Origin of the sequence: Gordonia sp. SMJS1 (assembly GCF_029866425.1) — a bacterium.
Lineage (GTDB): Bacteria > Actinomycetota > Actinomycetes > Mycobacteriales > Mycobacteriaceae > Gordonia > Gordonia hongkongensis.
Map to the genome: position 1 here is coordinate 958,940 of NZ_CP123381.1, position 15,612 is coordinate 974,551.

The following is a 15,612-nucleotide window of genomic DNA, read 5'->3' on the forward strand; positions in this document are numbered from 1 at the left end:
GGCGTGCCCGAGGCTCCCGCGACGACCACGGCCCAGAACCCGGAACCGTCGACCCCGGATCCGGGGTCGGCCGGTGCGACGAGTGCGGTCGCCACGCTCGTCGGCGTCGTCACGCGCCGCAAGCCCGAGACGCCGCACCCCGCTTTTGTCGATCACCCGGAGTGGCTGGTGGCGGCCCGGTGGCTGTTCCTGATCGGGTGCACGGCCCTGGGGTTCTGGAACACGATCGTCGCGATCGTCGACGAGTTGATGGCGCAGACGCTCATCCTCTACGTCCCGGTGCTGGTCGTCCTCGCGCTGATCGCCGTCATCGGGGTGTCGTGGCGCACCGTCGACGAACTGCCGATCTACGACCGGCAGACCGACGTCATCGTCGGCATCGTGGTGCTGATCCTCGCGCTGGCGATGAAGTATCTGGTCAACCCGCGCTATGCGCGCGCGTACCTCACCACCCACATGGATCTGCTCGCCCTGTGGTTGTTCGTCTTCGGCGCGGCGGTTCTGCTCTTCGGGCTGCGTCCGGTCGCCCGCTACCGGTGGGTGTGGCTGCTGTTGGTGCTCATCTTCCCGCCGCCGGTCCGCGCCGTCGTGCTGATCATGGGTGGGACGTCGCTCGCCGCCGGTTTCGTGGTGGTGCTGATGGCCGTCGCCGCGACCGCGATCGCGGTGGGTCGGACGTGGCGGCGGAAGCTGCTCGCGGCGTTGCTGGCCGGTGCGGTGGGCCTGGTCGCGCTGTTCGTGCTCGACGCGCTCGGCGCGCCCCGGAACATCGTCGTGCCCTATCCGGGCCTGATCGCGGCCCTCGCGACGTCGGCCTACATGCTGGTCGACTATCGGCGGCGCGGCGGCCGGAAGTGGTCGCCGCCCGAGGCCGGCCGGATCAGTCCGCCGAAAGTCCCGTTCGTGGGCCGGCCGGGTCTGGTGGTGCTGCTCGTGGCGGTCCTGCTGGCGCTGTGCCCCACCCCGCCGGTGGGTAGCAACTACCAGAGCAATCGCTATCCGCAGCTCGGTATCGGTGAGCCGCTCGTGGTCCCGGTCGGCTGGCGGCAGGAGTCCCTGGGTGTCTACGGGTGGGTGTCACGCCTCTACGGGCCGGGGTCCGTGCTGATCCGCCAGGTCCTGGTGCAGACCCGCGGCAACCGCGCCTACGACAAATTCGCGCGTCCTCGGCGGGTGGTCGTCGACAGCGTCGACAGCAGGCGGCCACTCGTCCTCGACGTCTACCCGGACATCTTCCGCTACGACCTGTCCAGCGAACGCACGAGCCTTCCGATCGAGGTGGACCTGTCGAACGGGGTCCGGGGTCGGGTGTGGAGTGTCGTCGACGACGAGCGCTACCTCACCTACACGGTGTTGTCCTGGCGATGGAACAACGGCAACCGGACCCAGCAGGTCATGCTGTGGGCAGTCGACAACCACGAGCCCGAGGCCTACTTCCCGGAGCCGCGCATCACCATCCTCGCGAACATGAACTCGCTGATGACGATCCTGCTGCGGGGCAACTCGGTCCTGCTGGACACCGACCCGCAACTCAAGGACGAGGCCCTGCTCATCGGCTTGGCCGGGGAGCTCATCCGGGCCCAGCTCGGGGCCGGTCGGGGGGCCGGTGCATGAGCATCGACGAGGCCGGCCCCGGGCACGCCGCAGCCGCCGACAAGCCGGGGGTCGCGCGCAGCACCAGACCGATGCGTCCGGTGGCCGAACTGCTCGCCGACCCGGACTACCGGGCGCAGGCCCTCGAAGACGCCGTGAACCGTCTCCGCAACGCCGACGAGGACATGTCGGCCTCGGTGGCCTTCAGCCGGATTCAGAAGATCATCGGGTTCACGCTGCTCGGCATCATCGCCGTCGCGATGGTGATCGAACCGGTCGGGACCTGCGCGACCATGGTCTCGATCGCCACGATCGGATATGTGGTGACCCTCGTCGACCGCCTGGTGATCTTCCGGCGGGGGCTGGTCAACGGTGCCATCCGCGTCTCCGACGAGGACGCCCGGTCCATCCCCGACGACGAGTTGCCCGCCTACACCGTGTTCGTCCCGGCCTACGGCGAGCCGGAGGTGGTGGGTCAACTGGTGGCCGCGATGGAGACGATCGAGTACCCACGGGACAAGCTCCAGGTCCTGCTGCTGCTGGAAGAGGACGACGAGCCGACGATCGAGGCGGCGCGCGGGGTGGAGGAGAACGGGATCGTCACGGTCGTCCTGACACCCCCGGCACAGCCGCGGACCAAACCGAAGGCCTGCAACTACGGCATGCACTTCGCCACCGGCGACATCGTCACCATCTTCGACGCCGAGGACAAACCCGACCCGTTGCAGCTGCGTCGGGCGGTGTACGTGCTGAACAACTCGGGCGACGACTCGGTGGTCTGCGTGCAGGGCAAGCTCAGCTTCCACAACGTGCGCGACAACATGCTGACCGAGTGGTTCACGGCCGACTACGGCATCTGGTTCGGCTTCCTGCTGCCGGGCATGATGGTCAGCCGCGCGCCGATCCCGTTGGGCGGCACGTCGAATCACTTCCGGCGCGATGTCCTCGACACGATCGGCGCCTGGGACCCCTACAACGTGACCGAGGACGCCGACCTCGGGGTCCGGATCGCCGACCACGGATACCGCACCCTGGTGCTCGACTCGGTCACGATGGAAGAGGCCAATGTCGATGCCATCAACTGGGTCCGCCAGCGCTCCCGTTGGTACAAGGGCTACATGCAGACGTGGCTCGTCCACATGCGGCACCCGGTCAAGCTCTGGCACATCCTCGGGCCCGTCGCGTTCGTGCGCTTCACGCTGCTGATCGCCGGGACCCCGGTGATCGCCTGTCTGAACATGGTGTTCTGGCTGATCCTGGCGCTGTGGATCGGCGGACAGCCACCGGTCGTCGCCGAGCTGTTCCCCGGACCCATCTACTACCTGTCGCTGATCTCGCTGCTGCTGGGCAACGGGGCGGCGCTGTACATGAACCTCATCGCGATCCGCGAGGACGATCGCAGCGAACTGCTCGGTTCGGCCCTTCTCATCCCGCTGTACTGGCTGATGATGAGTGTCGCCGCCATCAAGGGCATGTGGCAGATCCTGGTCAATCCGTCCTACTGGGAGAAGACCTTTCACGGTCTGTCGACGAGCAGTTCACCGGACACCGATCCCGACGGGCAGGAGACGACGTGACCCGCCGTGTCCCGGCCTCGGTGCTGATCTTCCTCGCGACGTGGATCCCGTACCTCGTCATCGGGGTCTACCTCGTCAGCGAGGTGCACCTGTTCTTCGGCGACGCGCTCTCGAGGGTGCAGTCGGCACAGAGCGTACTGTTCAGTCGGACACCGCATCTCGCGGCGATCGGATTCATCTTCACCCCGCTGACCGCCATCGTCCAGCTGCCGCTGACCGCGCTCACCCCGTGGTTCCCGGAGATGACGACGCAGGCGCTCTCGGCGGTGATCATGTCGTCGGCGTTCATGGCCGGATCGGTGGTGCAGGCGTCGGGGATCGCGCGCGACCAGGGCCTGCGTCCGCTCGTGGCAGGCACTTTCACGATCTTCTACGCGATCAATCCGATGATCGTCCTCTATGCCGCGAACGGGATGAGCGAGGCGCCGTACCTCTTCTTCTTGGCCTGGGCCACCCGTCGTCTGATCCGGTGGGTCTCCTCAGACGACGTCCACGAGCTCGTGGTGGCCGGGATCGCGCTCGGCCTGTCCTATCTCACCCGCTACGACGGCGGTGCCGCCGCATTGGCCGCGGCCTTCGTGGTCGGATGGGTGACCTACACACGCCGCGACCGCCGAAAACGGGTGTCGCGCACGCTCCTCGACATCATCCTGGTGGTGGCGCCCAGCGCACTGGCCTTCCTCGCCTGGGCGGCGGCGGGCTGGCTCATCACGGGTGACGCGTTCGCGCAGTTCACCTCTGAGTACGGCAACGCCGCGATCATCGCGCAGTCCGGCGGTAGCGGGTCGTCGACGACCGGGGATGCGATCGGGTTCTCCCTCACCGAGATCTTCATCCTCGCCCCACTGCTTCCGATACTCATTCTCGGAGTCATCGGGGTCCGTGCCCGACGTCATCGGCTTGCGGCGATGTTGCCCGCACTGTTGATCGTGGCCGTGCTGGCGTTTCAGGTCTTCGGTTACTCACGCGGTTCGACGTTCGGCTTTCTTCGGTTCTACATGACCGTGGTCCTGCTCGCCGCCGTCATCGCCCTGTTGTCTGTGCCCCTGCGGGAGCAGGTTCCGATGCGTCGCGAGGGCAGGCATTCGGACATTCTGCCGGCCCGCCCCTATGCCTCGCGTTGGAGTAACAAGATCGCCGCGACGATCGTGATCGTCGTGGTCGCCACCGCGATCCCGGTCACCGCCGCCGGGATGACGTCACCCAAGTACGCGCCCCAGGAGTTCGCGCTCGGATCGGTGGTCGATCCGCGCCCGGACTCGGTGGACCAGAAGTACCTCGGCGAGCAGCGCATCGTGCGGTCGTTCTCCACCGAGCGGGCGCTGGCGCAGTATCTCGACGGTCTGGACCTGCCCGACGGCGCGGTGTTGTGCGACACCGTGTACGGCTTCGCGGTGGTGGTCCAGTCCGAGCGGCCGCGCCAGTTCGTCATCCCGTCGGATCGCGACTTCGCGCAGCTGCTCAACGACCCGGTCGGCGGCGGTGTGCGCTACTTCCTCACCGTCCCACCGGAAGGTCGGGGACTCTCCGACGCGGTCAACCAGCGGTATCCGACCATCTACGAGAACGGCGCCCAGATCGGGGTTCTCGTCCTCGAGGCGCGCAACCAGGGCGCGGATCTGCCGGACTGGCGGCTGTATCAGCTGGTGTGAGCCCGAGCGGACCGTCGCATGCGATCAGGAGACGTTCTCGCGCACCACATTCCAGGCCGGGTCATGCAACCCGATGTCGTACGAGCACTGCGCGCCGCGCGGGTCCGGCACGAAGGACCACAGCAGCGCGCCGGCGACCCCGGCGTCGCGGTGGCGCGCGATGATGGTCTCGAACTGTTCGGCCCGGTTCGCGATCGAGCCACATGAGCCGGCGTGTATCCCGATCTCGTTGACCACGAGCGGTTTTCCGAGCTCGCGAGCCTGCGCCAGTCGTGCGCGCAGATTGCTGCCCGCGGGCCCCGATTCGGGATCGACATCGGAGCGGTAGTCGTGAAAGTCGAGCACGTCCACGCCGGCCGAGCCCAGGACCTCGGCATAACCCGCGCCCGCGAGGCCGCACTGGTCGCCGCCCACCACTCCAGAGAAGATCGGACGGTCGGCGTCGTAGGCCCGGAGATGGGCGCCGGCGCGGTCGAAGAACGCGCGCAACACGGCCGTGGCATCGTCGGGACACGTTCGCGCCTCCCAGTTGCACGAGGCCGGACCGCATTCGCTCGCCTCGGGCTCCCCGACGAGTTCCCAGCCGGCGATCGACGGCTCGTCGTGCCAGCGGGTCACCGCGATCTCGACCCACTCCGCGTACGTCAGCCCGCCGACGATCTCCTCGGTCTGCCAACCGTCGACATAGAAGTCGCGTTCCTTGAACCGCTCGTCCTCGCAGTCGCCCGAGCCTCCGGTGAGGACCGGCAGGACCATCTGGTGATGCCGGGCCGCGGCCTGGAAGACCCGGTCGATCGGCCCGAAATCGATGAGCCCGCTGCGCTTGTCGACGGCGAAGACCGAGTACAGGTTGAATCGGGTCAGCGCGCGGGGCGGGAGTCTGTCGAAGTACCCGTCGGCGTCGACCTGGGCGCCGCAGCCGCGGTTGACCGACCAGTCGGTGCTGAGCTGATACGCATTGAAACCCGCGGGCCACCAGGGTTTTCCGTCGAGTACCAGGCCGGTGGGAGTGGTCGAGGCCCGATGCGACTGGGTGATCTGGGGAGGTCCCGGATCGGGGGTGCGCGCACACCCCGCGAGGCACAGCACGACGACGGCGATCGCGGTGACGAACAACCCGACCGCCCGCTTGTGCGCGCGCCGGCGGACCACAAGGTGCAGGCTACCCGTCACCTAGGGTGTCGGTATGTCGACGGGGTTGCGCAGGGCGGGTGCGGGAGTGGCCGACGGAGGGCGGCGGCGGTGGCGCGCCGCGGCCGGCGCGCTGGCCGTCGCCGCGGTCCTGTCCGCGTGCGGGACAGACACGGTCGAGCCCGCAGCACCGGGTCCGACCACGACCGGCTCGAGCACGACGAGCCCGTCGCCCACCCCGTATTCATCGGGCCCGTACTCGCCCACCGAGAGCGCGCCGACGATCGTCTACCGCCCGCCGTACATCGAGCGGACCGAGTGGACCGACACCGACGTCGGTCCGAGCCTCTCGGTGTTCCCCACGAATTCCGGGCGCTACACCACCGACCCCGGCGCGATGGCCGCCGCGTGGGCGGAGGTCGTCGCTCTCGACCCCACCGCCGACACCCCCGGAATGCAGGCCCAGTTCGATTGCCACTGGCGGTTCGCCCGCATCGTCGAACCCGAGAAGCCCAGCTGGAACCTTGAACCCGGCCGGCCGGTCGTCGCCGAGGAGGACATGGTCGGCGCCGGCTGCAACCCCGGCTTCGCCGAGGAATGAAAGGTACTGCGGTGCGAGCGAGGCGGCCCGGCAGTGGTTGTGTTCTGTCGGATCAGCGCGTGCGATGCACGCGGCGGTTGCCGATGATCCGGCACACGACGTAGATCGCGAACGAGATGATCGTGACGAAGACCGACACGGGCAGCTTGGGAGCGAGCGACATCAGCAGCCCGCCGACCGCCGCGACCTCGGCGAACACGACCGACAACACCAGCGTGCGCGTCGGATTCGACGTGACGCGGGCGGCGGCGGCGCCCGGGGTGATCATCAGCGACATCACCAGCAGCGCGCCGATGATCTGCACGCCCTGCGCGGCCGCCAGGCCCATGATGATCGCGAACACCACCGACAGGGTGCGGATGGGTACCCCCCGCGCCTGCGCGACCCGGGGATCGGTGGAGGCGAACAGCAGTGGCCGGTAGATGACGGCCAGCACGACGACGACGATGCCCGTGGTGATGGCGATCGCGACCAGGCCGTTGATGCCGACGCTCACGACCTGACCGGTCAGCAACGCGAAGCCGGTCCCGATCCGGCCGTACAAGGCCAGGAACAGGACGCCGATGCCGAGGCCGAACGCCATCACGACGCCGATCACCGAGTCGCGCTCCCGCGCCTTGTTCCCGAGGAAGCCGAAGACCGCCGCGGCGATGACCGCGCCGATGACGCCGCCGAGGTTCACGCTGAACCCGATCAGCAGGGCCGCCGCGGCACCGGTCACCGACAGTTCGCTGGCGCCGTGCACCGCGAAGGACATCTGCCGGGCGACGATGAGCGGGCCCAGCAGGCCGCCCAGGAGGCCGAGCAGCACCATCGCGAGCAGTGCCTGCTGCATGAAGTCGTAACCCAGCAGGTCGATGGTGGTGGAGAAATCCCAGAGGTCGCTCAGCGAGCGGTCGACGGAGAGGTGGGTGACGCTCACGCCGGACCGCCTCGCCTCGCGACACCCGGTTCGCTGTCGGCGGCGCAGTGGTGGGCGTCCTCGCCGCCGATCACGACAAGACGGCCGTTGACGCGCAGCACCTCGACATCGCTGCCGTACAGCTCGCTCAGCGTCTCCGTCGTCATCACCTCATGCGGCTCGCCGATGCGGAACCGGCCGTCGACGAGGTACAGGACCCGGTCGACAAAGGGCAGGATCGGGTTGATCTCGTGGGTCACGAACACGACGGCCGTCCCGGCGTCCCGGCGCCGGCGATCGATGAGGTCCACGACCACCTGCTGGTTGGTCGGATCGAGACTGGCGAGCGGCTCGTCGCAGAGCAGCAGCGCGGGATCGCTCACCACCGCCTGGGCAACGCGTAGCCGTTGCTGCTCGCCGCCGGACAGGACGCCCAGCGGGGCGTCGGCGTACGGCAGGGCATCCACCGAACCGAGCGCGGTGTCGACGAGTGCGCGGCGTCGTGCCCGGCCCCGGAGTCCGACACCCCAGCGGCCGCCGTCGACACCGAACCCGACGAGGTCCCGGCCGCGGATGGCCATCGGGTCGGCGTCGTCCTCGGCGTGCTGCTGGGGGATGTAGCCCACCGCATCGGTGGTGGTCACGGTGCCGCGGTCGAGCGCGTACTGGTGCAACAGGACCCGCAGGAACGACGTCTTGCCGGAGCCGTTGGGCCCGAGGACCGCGACGAACTCACCGGGTTCGATCGTCAGGTCGAGGTCGTCCCAGAGAACCCGGTCGCCGAACGCGAGCCGGGCGCCGGTGAACTCCACGACCGGCCTGCCCCTGCCTGTCCCGGTCGAGTCGCCTGCCCCGGTCAATTGGGGCCGGAACCCAGCGCCGCGGTCAGGTCGTCGATCTGGGCGCCCTGCCACACGACGTAGTCGGTGACGCCGTCGGGCAGGGTCTCGGTGAACTCCACGACCGGGACGCCCGCGGAGCGCGCGACGTCGAGCATGGCCTGTGTCACCGGGTCCACGGCCTGGGTGTTGTAGATCAGCACCTTCGCCCGACGGTCGGCCAGGATGTCCTGCAGTGCCGCACGGTCGGCGGCCGCGGGTGACTGGCCCTCCTCGACGGCCTGGGTGAAACCGGCCGGCGCGATGTCGACGAGCCCGGCCTCGGTCAGCATGTAGCCCGCGAGCGGCTCGGTCTGGGCGACCTCGGTGTCGGCGTGCTGTTCCCGGATGGTGGTGAGCTTCGCGCGCAGACCGTCGATGCCGGTGGTGAAGGTCTCGGCGTTGGCGCGGTAGGTCTCCGCGTTGCCCGGGTCCTTCTCGGCCAGCGCGTCGGCGACCCTGTCGGCCACCTGGGCGACGACGGGGAGGTCGTAGAAGACGTGCTCGTTCTGGTCGCCGTGCGCGTGGTCGTGGGCCCCGTCGGAGTGATCGCCGGACGCGTGCTCGTCGCCGTGGTCGGCGTGCTCGCCACCGGCCTCGTCGGCATGCTTGTCGCTGCCGAGCAGGGCGTAGGCGTCGACCGCCGTCGCGTCCGAGTTGGCCGCCGCCTCCTCCATGTAGGAGTCGTAGTGGCCGCCGTTGAAGACAAGGATGTCGGCATCAGCGATCGTCGCGGTGTCCGCTGCCGAGGGCTCGAACTCGTGCGGATCACCGTCGGCGTTGGTGTACAGCGCGGTCACCTCGGCGTTGTCGCCGGCGACCGCGGCCGCCACCGAGCCCCAGACGTTCGTGGACGCGACCACGGTCGGGGGGCCGTCGGTCCCGCCGGAGTCGCTGGAGCAGGCGGACAACACCAGGGCGGCGGCGGACAGCACACCGGCCGTGGCCAGCAGGGATTTCTTCATCGACAACCTTCACGCAAATGACAATCGTTACCGAAAGCAGTCTAGGTGATCGCGGCGACGGGCATGCAGGGTGTCCGCAGGCCGGGGGACTCCTCGCCCGACACGGCGTTTCTCTATGGTGGAGACCATGACCTCGAGCCCGTCCCCGCGGCGTGTCGCGCTGATCTCCGTGCACACCTCGCCGCTGGCGCAACCGGGCACCGGCGACGCCGGCGGGATGAACGTCTACGTCTGGCAGACCGCGACGCGGCTGGCCCGTCGGGGAGTCGAGGTCGAGATCTTCACCCGCGCGACGTCGTCGGCCGACCCGGCGTCGGTCGCCGCAGCGCCGGGGGTGACGGTGCGCAACGTCGTCGCCGGCCCGTTCGAGGGCCTCGACAAGCGCGACCTGCCCGCCCAGCTGTGTGCGTTCACGGCCGGGGTCCTGCGTGCCGAGGCCGCGCAGGCGCCCGGTCACTACGACGTCATCCACTCGCACTACTGGCTCTCCGGCCAGGTGGGGTGGCTCGCCCGCGACCGGTGGGGTGTACCGCTGGTGCACACCGCGCACACCCTGGCCGCGGTCAAGAACGCATCGCTGGCCGAGGGCGACACCGCCGAGCCGCAGCTGCGGGTCATCGGGGAGCAGCAGGTGGTCGGGGAGGCCGATCGCCTGGTCGCGAACACCCAGACCGAGGCGACCGAATTGCTCGCGATGTACGGTGCCGCCGCCGACCGTATCGACGTGGTGACCCCTGGTGCCGATCTCGACTGTTACACACCGGGTTCCGCCGCGGCCGCCCGCGCGGAGCTCGGCCTCGACCCCGACGAGATGATCGTGACGTTCGTCGGGCGCATCCAACCGCTGAAGGCCCCCGACCTCCTCGTCGCCGCGGTCGCGCCGCTCATCGGTGAGTCCGCCGCGACCGGGCGGAGGCTGCGGGTGCTCATCGTCGGCGGGCCGTCGGGGTCGGGGCTGCAACGGCCCACCGCGCTGATGGATCAGGTCGCCGAACTCGGGATCGCCGATTCGGTCACCTTCCTGCCGCCCCAGCCGGCGAACCGTCTGGTGCAGGTCTACCGGGCGTCGGATGTGGTTGCCGTGCCCAGTCATTCGGAGAGTTTCGGACTGGTCGCGATCGAGGCGCAGGCCTGCGGGACGCCCGTCATCGCCGCGAATGTGGGTGGCCTCGGGGTGGCGGTCGACGACGGCCGGACGGGAGTGCTGGTCAACGGGCATCGGGTCGGGGACTGGACGAATGCGCTGGAAAAGCTTCTCGCGCAACCCGATCGACTCGTCGAGCTCGGACAGCACGCCCGCGCCCACGCCGAGCAGTTCTCCTGGGAACACACGGTCGATCAGCTTCTCGAGAGTTACGGCCGGGCGATGCGGTCGTTCGCCGCGCACCAGCGCCCGGCATCGCCCGAGGTGTCCGCTACGGCCGCGGCCTCGGCGCGCCTCCGACGCCGCTGGGGTCGTCGGCGCAACCGGGTCACCGTCTGACGCTGCGCCGAAATCGCCCGCTGCGCAAGGGGTTCCCGATACCACCGACGAGAGGATGCCGTGAGTCGCAACGAGGTCGTCGACCTGCTGGAGAAGACGCTGGGCGAGAACGAGATCGCCTTCGCGCGCAAGAGCGGCGGCGGGGCCGACGTCGATCACGTGGTCGTCGAGCTGCCCGGCGAACGCAAACTCAAGACCACCGTGCTGCTGACGGCGAGCGAGCACGGCGTCCGGGTGGAGGCCTTCGTGTGCCGCCGGCCCGATGAGAACCACGCCGGCGTGTACAAGTACCTGTTGAAGCGCAACCGCCGGCTGTATGGCGTCGCCTACACCATCGACAACACCGGTGACATCTACCTCGTGGGCCGGATCTCCGCCGACGGGTTGAGTTCCGGCGAGGTCGACCGGATCCTGGGGCAGGTCCTCGAGGCCGCGGACGGGGATTTCAACACCCTGCTCGAACTCGGGTTCCTGACCTCGATCCAGCGGGAGTGGGCGTGGCGGGTGTCGCGCGGCGAATCGCTGCGCAACCTGCTCGCCTTCGAGCACCTCATCGACAAGGAGTCCCTGCCGGAGGCGGGGAAGCCGCTCGAAGGTCGCTACGTACCGGGTGAGTCGGTCGTCGACGGTGCGCAGAGCGTCACCGAGGATCCGTCGACCGCCGAATCGGACGAATCGTAGACTCTCTCGAGAGAGGTCCACGTCACACCGTGTCAACGTGCGTTGATACGATGCGGTCGAGAAATTCCCCAATGGAGGTGTCATGAGCTTCACGAGTCCGTTCCCCGACGTCGAGATCCCGGACGTGAGTGTGTTCGAGTTCCTGTTCGGCGCGGTGGCCGAGGAGGACCTCGCCCGTACCGCGCTGGTGGACCCGAAGTCGGGGGCGACGACCACCTATGCGCAGCTGATCTCGCAGGTCGAGGCGGCGGCGGGCGCGTTGGCGTCGCGGGGTGTCGGCGTCGGCGACGTGGTGGGCATCCTGTCGCCCAACATCCCGGCGTTCGCGACGGTGTTCCACGGGATTCTGCGGGCCGGCGGCACCGCGACGACGATCAACGCACTCTTCACCGGACCCGAGATCGCCAAGCAGCTGCGGGATTCCGGCGCCAAGATGCTGGTGACCATCTCGCCGATGCTGGAGCAGGCCAAGGCCGCCGCCGACGAGGTCGGGCTGGCGGATGCCGACCTGATCGTCCTCGACGGCGAGGGCCAGGACGCCTCCGGACACCCGAACGCGGCGGACCTCCTGGGCGCCGGACTGGCCGCACCGGAGGTGTCGTTCGATCCGGCCACGCACGTCGCGGTCCTGCCGTATTCATCGGGCACGACCGGGAATCCGAAGGGCGTCGCGCTCTCGCATCGCAATCTGGTCGCCAATGTCGCGCAGATCCGACCGTTGCAGGGCATGGGCGCCGACGATGTGGTGATCGCGGTGCTGCCGTTCTTCCACATCTACGGCATGACGGTGCTGCTGAACGCGGCGCTGTACAACCGGGCGTCGCTGGTCGTGATGCCGCGGTTCGACCTCGTCGAGTTCCTCGAGAACATCCAGAACCACAAGGTCACCATGGCCTACATCGCACCGCCGGTGGCCGTGGCACTCGCCAAGCACCCGATCATCGACAACTACGACCTGTCCTCGCTGCACACGATGATGTCGGGCGCGGCGCCGCTGGACGACGAGCTGGGCCAGGCCGTCGCCAAACGTCTCGACCTGCACATGCTGCAGGGCTACGGCATGAGTGAGCTGTCGCCGGTGAGTCACATCATCCCGGCCGACACACCCGGCCTGCTGGGTCAGCAGGACCCCCCGCTGTCCTCGACCGGGTGGGCGGTGCCGAACTCCGAGAACAAGATCGTCGACCCCGCATCGGGGGCGGAGATCGAGCTGCCGAGCGAGGGACTGTCCGAGCCGGGCGAGCTGTGGGTCAAGGGGCCGAACGTGATGCTGGGCTACCTCAACAACGATCAGGCGACCGCCGACACCATCGACGCCGACGGCTACCTGCACACCGGCGACATGGCGCAGGTCGATCCGACCGGCTGCGTCTACATCGTCGACCGGCTCAAGGAGCTCATCAAGTACAAGGGCTACCAGGTGCCGCCCGCCGAGCTCGAGGCGCTGCTGCTCACCAACGACAAGATCGCCGACGCCGCGGTCATCGGCGTGATCGAGGCGGAATCGGGCGAGGAGATCCCGAAGGCGTTCGTGGTCCGCCAGCCCGATGCGGAGATCACCGCCGACGAGGTCATCGAGTTCGTCGCGTCGAAGGTTGCCCCGCACAAGAAGGTCCGGGCCGTCGAGTTCATCGAGACGATCCCCAAGTCGGCCTCGGGCAAGATCCTGCGCAAGGACCTCCGCAAGTAGTCTCTGCGTCTGACATCCGTATGACGTTGTGCCCGGCAACCGGGCACAACGTCATACGCATTTTCTGTACGTCAGGGGATCTCGTGGGGCGGGATGTCGTCGTAGGAGGCGGCTTCGGCGCCGGTTCGCTTCTGATGCCAGTAGGTGAACGCCCACAGCACGACGCCGAGCAGGAGTAGCCAGGCCGCGATCAAGTACTGCTGATTGTCGGCGCGGGCAAACGGGAGGGTGAGCGCCCCGGAGGTCACGGCGCCGAGCACCGCAACCGGCGTATAGGTGCGGAAGTGGTTGTGTCCCACGTGATCCTTGCGCAGCACCAGGACGGAGACGTTGACGACGGTGAACACCGCGAGCAGCAGCAGTGCGGTGGTGCCGCCGAGCAGTCCGACGATGGAACCCTTCGGGTCGGCGCTGACGTAGACCAGTAGGCACAGCGCGATGACGGTGGTGAACACGATCGCGGCGAACGGGGTACGGCGTCCGGGATGGACGTAGGCCAGGAACTTGGGCAGGACCCCCTGCTTGGCCATGCCGTACAGCAGCCGGCTGGCCATCATCATGTTGATCAGGGCCGTGTTGGCCACCGCGAACATCGAGATCCACGGCAACAGCTCGGTCATCGGGAAGTCCGGGGCGGCGGTCTGCACGACGTCGACGAGCGGCGTCTCGCTCTCGGCGAGCACCCCCACGGGCACGATCGCGACCGCGAGGATCGCGATGAGCACGTACACCACCGCGGTGATCCCCAGACCACTGAGCATGACCTTGGGGAAGATCCTGGTCGGTTCTTTGCACTCCTCGGCCATGTTGACCGAATCCTCGAATCCGACCAGTGCGAAGAACGCCAGCGCCGTCGCCGCCGACACCGCGATGAGGATGTTCCTCTCCTCCGGCGATTCGAAAACCACCACCGCATCCCAGTGATCGGCGTTGCCACCGAACACGAAGAACAAGGCGATGAAGATGACCAGCAGGAGACCCGTCAGCTCGACAAGGGTCAGGACCACGTTGGTGCCCACACCTTCGGCGACGCCGCGGAAGTTGATGAACATGACCAGCAGCAGGAAGCCGATCGCGATGAACAGCAGAGCGGGGCGCGTCGCATCCGGGGACTCGCCGCCGTTGATGCCGGTCAGCATGTTCACCGCGAACGCGCGCGACGCGGTGGTCGCCGAGGTGATACCCGAGCACATGACGGTGAACAGCACGATGAACGTGATGAAGTGGACCCCGAAAGCCTTGTGTACGTACAGCGCAGCGCCGGCGGCCTGGGGATACTTCGTCACCAGTTCCAGATAGGAGAACGCCGTCAGCGTCGCGACCGCGAAGGCGATCAGGAACGGAAGCCACGCCGCGCCGCCGACCTCGCCGGCGACCTGTCCGGTGAGGGCATAGACGCCGGTGCCCAGGATGTCGCCGATGATGAACAGCAACAACAGCTTCCAGCCCAAGACGCGTTTGAGCTCGGGCTGCTTCTCCGCATTCTGGCCGGCCGAACCGGCGTCTGTACTGGCTGTCATGCGCTAACGCTAGACCCGCCCATGGCCGTTCGCGCGGCGAATCGACCGGTTCATTACCATTTCGTCGTCGCCAGGTGCGCGCCGGGGTCCGGCCGGGGGTTCCGGCGCCGGTGAGGAGAGGGTGCGCACCGACTGTGGAAAACTATCGGCCATGAGCAACGGCACCCTGATCCTGATGCGGCACGGCGAGAGCGAATGGAATGCGTCCAACCAGTTCACCGGCTGGGTCGATGTGGCGCTCACCGACAAGGGCAGGGCCGAGGCCGAACGCGGGGGCGAGCTCCTCGTCGAGCACGACCTGCTGCCCGACGTCGTCTACACGTCGCTGCTGCGCCGCGCGATCACGACCGCGCACATCGCCCTCGACCGGGCCGACCGGCTCTGGATCCCGGTGATCCGCGACTGGCGCCTCAACGAGCGCCACTACGGCGCGCTGCAGGGCCTGAACAAGGCCGAGACCAAGGAGAAGTTCGGCGACGAGCAGTTCATGCTGTGGCGTCGCAGTTACGACACCCCGCCGCCGGCGATCGAACCCGATGCCGAATACAGCCAGGTGGGCGACGCGCGGTACGCCGATCTCCCCGAGGTGCCGCTGACCGAGTGCCTCAAGGACGTCGTCGAGCGGTTCATCCCGTACTACCTCGAGACGATCGTCGCCGACGTCCGGGCGGGGAAGAACGTGCTGCTCGCGGCGCACGGCAACTCGCTGCGCGCGCTCGTCAAGCACCTCGACGGCATCTCCGACGACGACATCGCCGGACTCAACATCCCCACCGGCAACCCGCTTCGTTACGACCTCGACGACGACCTGAAACCGCTCAACCCGGGTGGTACCTACCTGGACCCCGAGGCGGCAGCCGCGGGTGCCGCCGCGGTGGCCGCCCAGGGGCAGAAGTAGCCGACGGGGTCCGTTCGGACATCCAGACGTGACACGTTTCGC

The 15,612-nt window shown here is 68.3% G+C and carries 13 protein-coding genes; 8 read left to right on the forward strand and 5 right to left on the reverse strand.

Annotation, left to right across the window (positions count from 1 at the left end):
• Positions 1-3: 3 nt before the first annotated feature.
• From QAD21_RS04470 to QAD21_RS04480, 3 genes are read left to right on the forward strand one after another with little or no spacing between them, the layout of a single operon-like run.
• A complete protein-coding gene (locus QAD21_RS04470) occupies positions 4-1,614 on the forward strand; it encodes a hypothetical protein (RefSeq protein WP_165630538.1) in 1,611 nt (536 codons plus the stop codon).
• Positions 1,611-3,170, forward strand: coding sequence for a glycosyltransferase (locus tag QAD21_RS04475; RefSeq protein ID WP_165630537.1), 1,560 nt, complete (start codon positions 1,611-1,613; stop codon positions 3,168-3,170). Before QAD21_RS04470 ends, QAD21_RS04475 begins: the two co-directional genes overlap by 4 nt.
• Positions 3,167-4,822 carry a glycosyltransferase family 39 protein gene (locus tag QAD21_RS04480; protein WP_165630536.1) on the forward strand — a complete coding sequence of 552 codons (1,656 nt, stop codon included), beginning with the start codon at positions 3,167-3,169 and terminating at the stop codon, positions 4,820-4,822. Before QAD21_RS04475 ends, QAD21_RS04480 begins: the two co-directional genes overlap by 4 nt.
• Positions 4,823-4,846: 24 nt before the next feature.
• Here the strand turns inward: QAD21_RS04480 and QAD21_RS04485 are convergent, their stop codons facing one another.
• A complete protein-coding gene (locus tag QAD21_RS04485) occupies positions 4,847-5,995 on the reverse strand; it encodes a beta-mannosidase (protein ID WP_280360563.1) in 1,149 nt (382 codons plus the stop codon).
• Positions 5,996-6,008: 13 nt separating this feature from the next.
• Between QAD21_RS04485 and QAD21_RS04490 the strand changes: the two genes are divergently transcribed.
• The gene (locus tag QAD21_RS04490) at positions 6,009-6,554 is read left to right on the forward strand and encodes a DUF2599 domain-containing protein (protein WP_165630535.1); all 546 of its coding nucleotides are present in this window, start codon (positions 6,009-6,011) and stop codon (positions 6,552-6,554) included.
• Between the two features lie 52 nt (positions 6,555-6,606).
• On the opposite strand, the gene QAD21_RS04495 is transcribed toward QAD21_RS04490, so the two are convergent.
• From QAD21_RS04495 to QAD21_RS04505, 3 genes are read right to left on the reverse strand one after another with little or no spacing between them, the layout of a single operon-like run.
• The gene (locus QAD21_RS04495) at positions 6,607-7,476 is read right to left on the reverse strand and encodes a metal ABC transporter permease (protein WP_058252624.1); all 870 of its coding nucleotides are present in this window, start codon (positions 7,474-7,476) and stop codon (positions 6,607-6,609) included.
• A complete protein-coding gene (locus QAD21_RS04500; protein ID WP_223259038.1) occupies positions 7,473-8,267 on the reverse strand; it encodes a metal ABC transporter ATP-binding protein in 795 nt (264 codons plus the stop codon). Before QAD21_RS04500 ends, QAD21_RS04495 begins: the two co-directional genes overlap by 4 nt.
• A gap of 44 nt (positions 8,268-8,311) precedes the next feature.
• The gene (locus tag QAD21_RS04505) at positions 8,312-9,298 is read right to left on the reverse strand and encodes a zinc ABC transporter substrate-binding protein (protein ID WP_137809735.1); all 987 of its coding nucleotides are present in this window, start codon (positions 9,296-9,298) and stop codon (positions 8,312-8,314) included.
• 127 nt (positions 9,299-9,425) lie between these two features.
• Here QAD21_RS04505 and mshA point away from each other — a divergent pair, with 127 nt between their 5' ends.
• The 3 genes from mshA to QAD21_RS04520 all read left to right on the forward strand — a co-directional run bounded on the left by mshA (position 9,426) and on the right by QAD21_RS04520 (position 13,152).
• Positions 9,426-10,781 (forward strand): D-inositol-3-phosphate glycosyltransferase, encoded by a 1,356-nt coding sequence (mshA, locus tag QAD21_RS04510; RefSeq protein WP_137809734.1) that lies wholly within the window; start codon positions 9,426-9,428, stop codon positions 10,779-10,781.
• A gap of 60 nt (positions 10,782-10,841) precedes the next feature.
• Complete coding sequence (locus QAD21_RS04515) at positions 10,842-11,462, forward strand: YbjN domain-containing protein (RefSeq protein WP_065629192.1); 621 nt, start codon at positions 10,842-10,844, stop codon at positions 11,460-11,462.
• 82 nt (positions 11,463-11,544) lie between these two features.
• On the forward strand, positions 11,545-13,152 hold the full coding sequence (locus QAD21_RS04520; RefSeq protein WP_137809733.1) for an AMP-binding protein: 1,608 nt from the start codon (positions 11,545-11,547) through the stop codon (positions 13,150-13,152).
• A 71-nt stretch (positions 13,153-13,223) separates the two neighbouring features.
• Here the strand turns inward: QAD21_RS04520 and QAD21_RS04525 are convergent, their stop codons facing one another.
• On the reverse strand, positions 13,224-14,672 hold the full coding sequence (locus QAD21_RS04525; protein ID WP_280360564.1) for an APC family permease: 1,449 nt from the start codon (positions 14,670-14,672) through the stop codon (positions 13,224-13,226).
• A gap of 151 nt (positions 14,673-14,823) precedes the next feature.
• On the opposite strand from QAD21_RS04525, the gene QAD21_RS04530 reads away from it, so the two are divergent.
• Positions 14,824-15,570, forward strand: coding sequence for a phosphoglyceromutase (locus tag QAD21_RS04530; RefSeq protein WP_058252630.1), 747 nt, complete (start codon positions 14,824-14,826; stop codon positions 15,568-15,570).
• Positions 15,571-15,612 lie beyond the last annotated feature (42 nt).

What these genes read in the sequence shown, in the direction of transcription:
- QAD21_RS04505 (WP_137809735.1), bottom strand. Translation starts at nt 9,298, where the DNA reads ATGAAGAAATCCCTGCTGGCCACGGCCGGTGTGCTGTCCGCCGCCGCC.
- QAD21_RS04475 (WP_165630537.1), top strand. Translation starts at nt 1,611, where the DNA reads ATGAGCATCGACGAGGCCGGCCCCGGGCACGCCGCAGCCGCCGACAAG.
- QAD21_RS04520 (WP_137809733.1), top strand. Translation starts at nt 11,545, where the DNA reads ATGAGCTTCACGAGTCCGTTCCCCGACGTCGAGATCCCGGACGTGAGT.
- mshA (WP_137809734.1), top strand. Translation starts at nt 9,426, where the DNA reads ATGACCTCGAGCCCGTCCCCGCGGCGTGTCGCGCTGATCTCCGTGCAC.
- QAD21_RS04525 (WP_280360564.1), bottom strand. Translation starts at nt 14,672, where the DNA reads ATGACAGCCAGTACAGACGCCGGTTCGGCCGGCCAGAATGCGGAGAAG.
- QAD21_RS04530 (WP_058252630.1), top strand. Translation starts at nt 14,824, where the DNA reads ATGAGCAACGGCACCCTGATCCTGATGCGGCACGGCGAGAGCGAATGG.
- QAD21_RS04490 (WP_165630535.1), top strand. Translation starts at nt 6,009, where the DNA reads ATGTCGACGGGGTTGCGCAGGGCGGGTGCGGGAGTGGCCGACGGAGGG.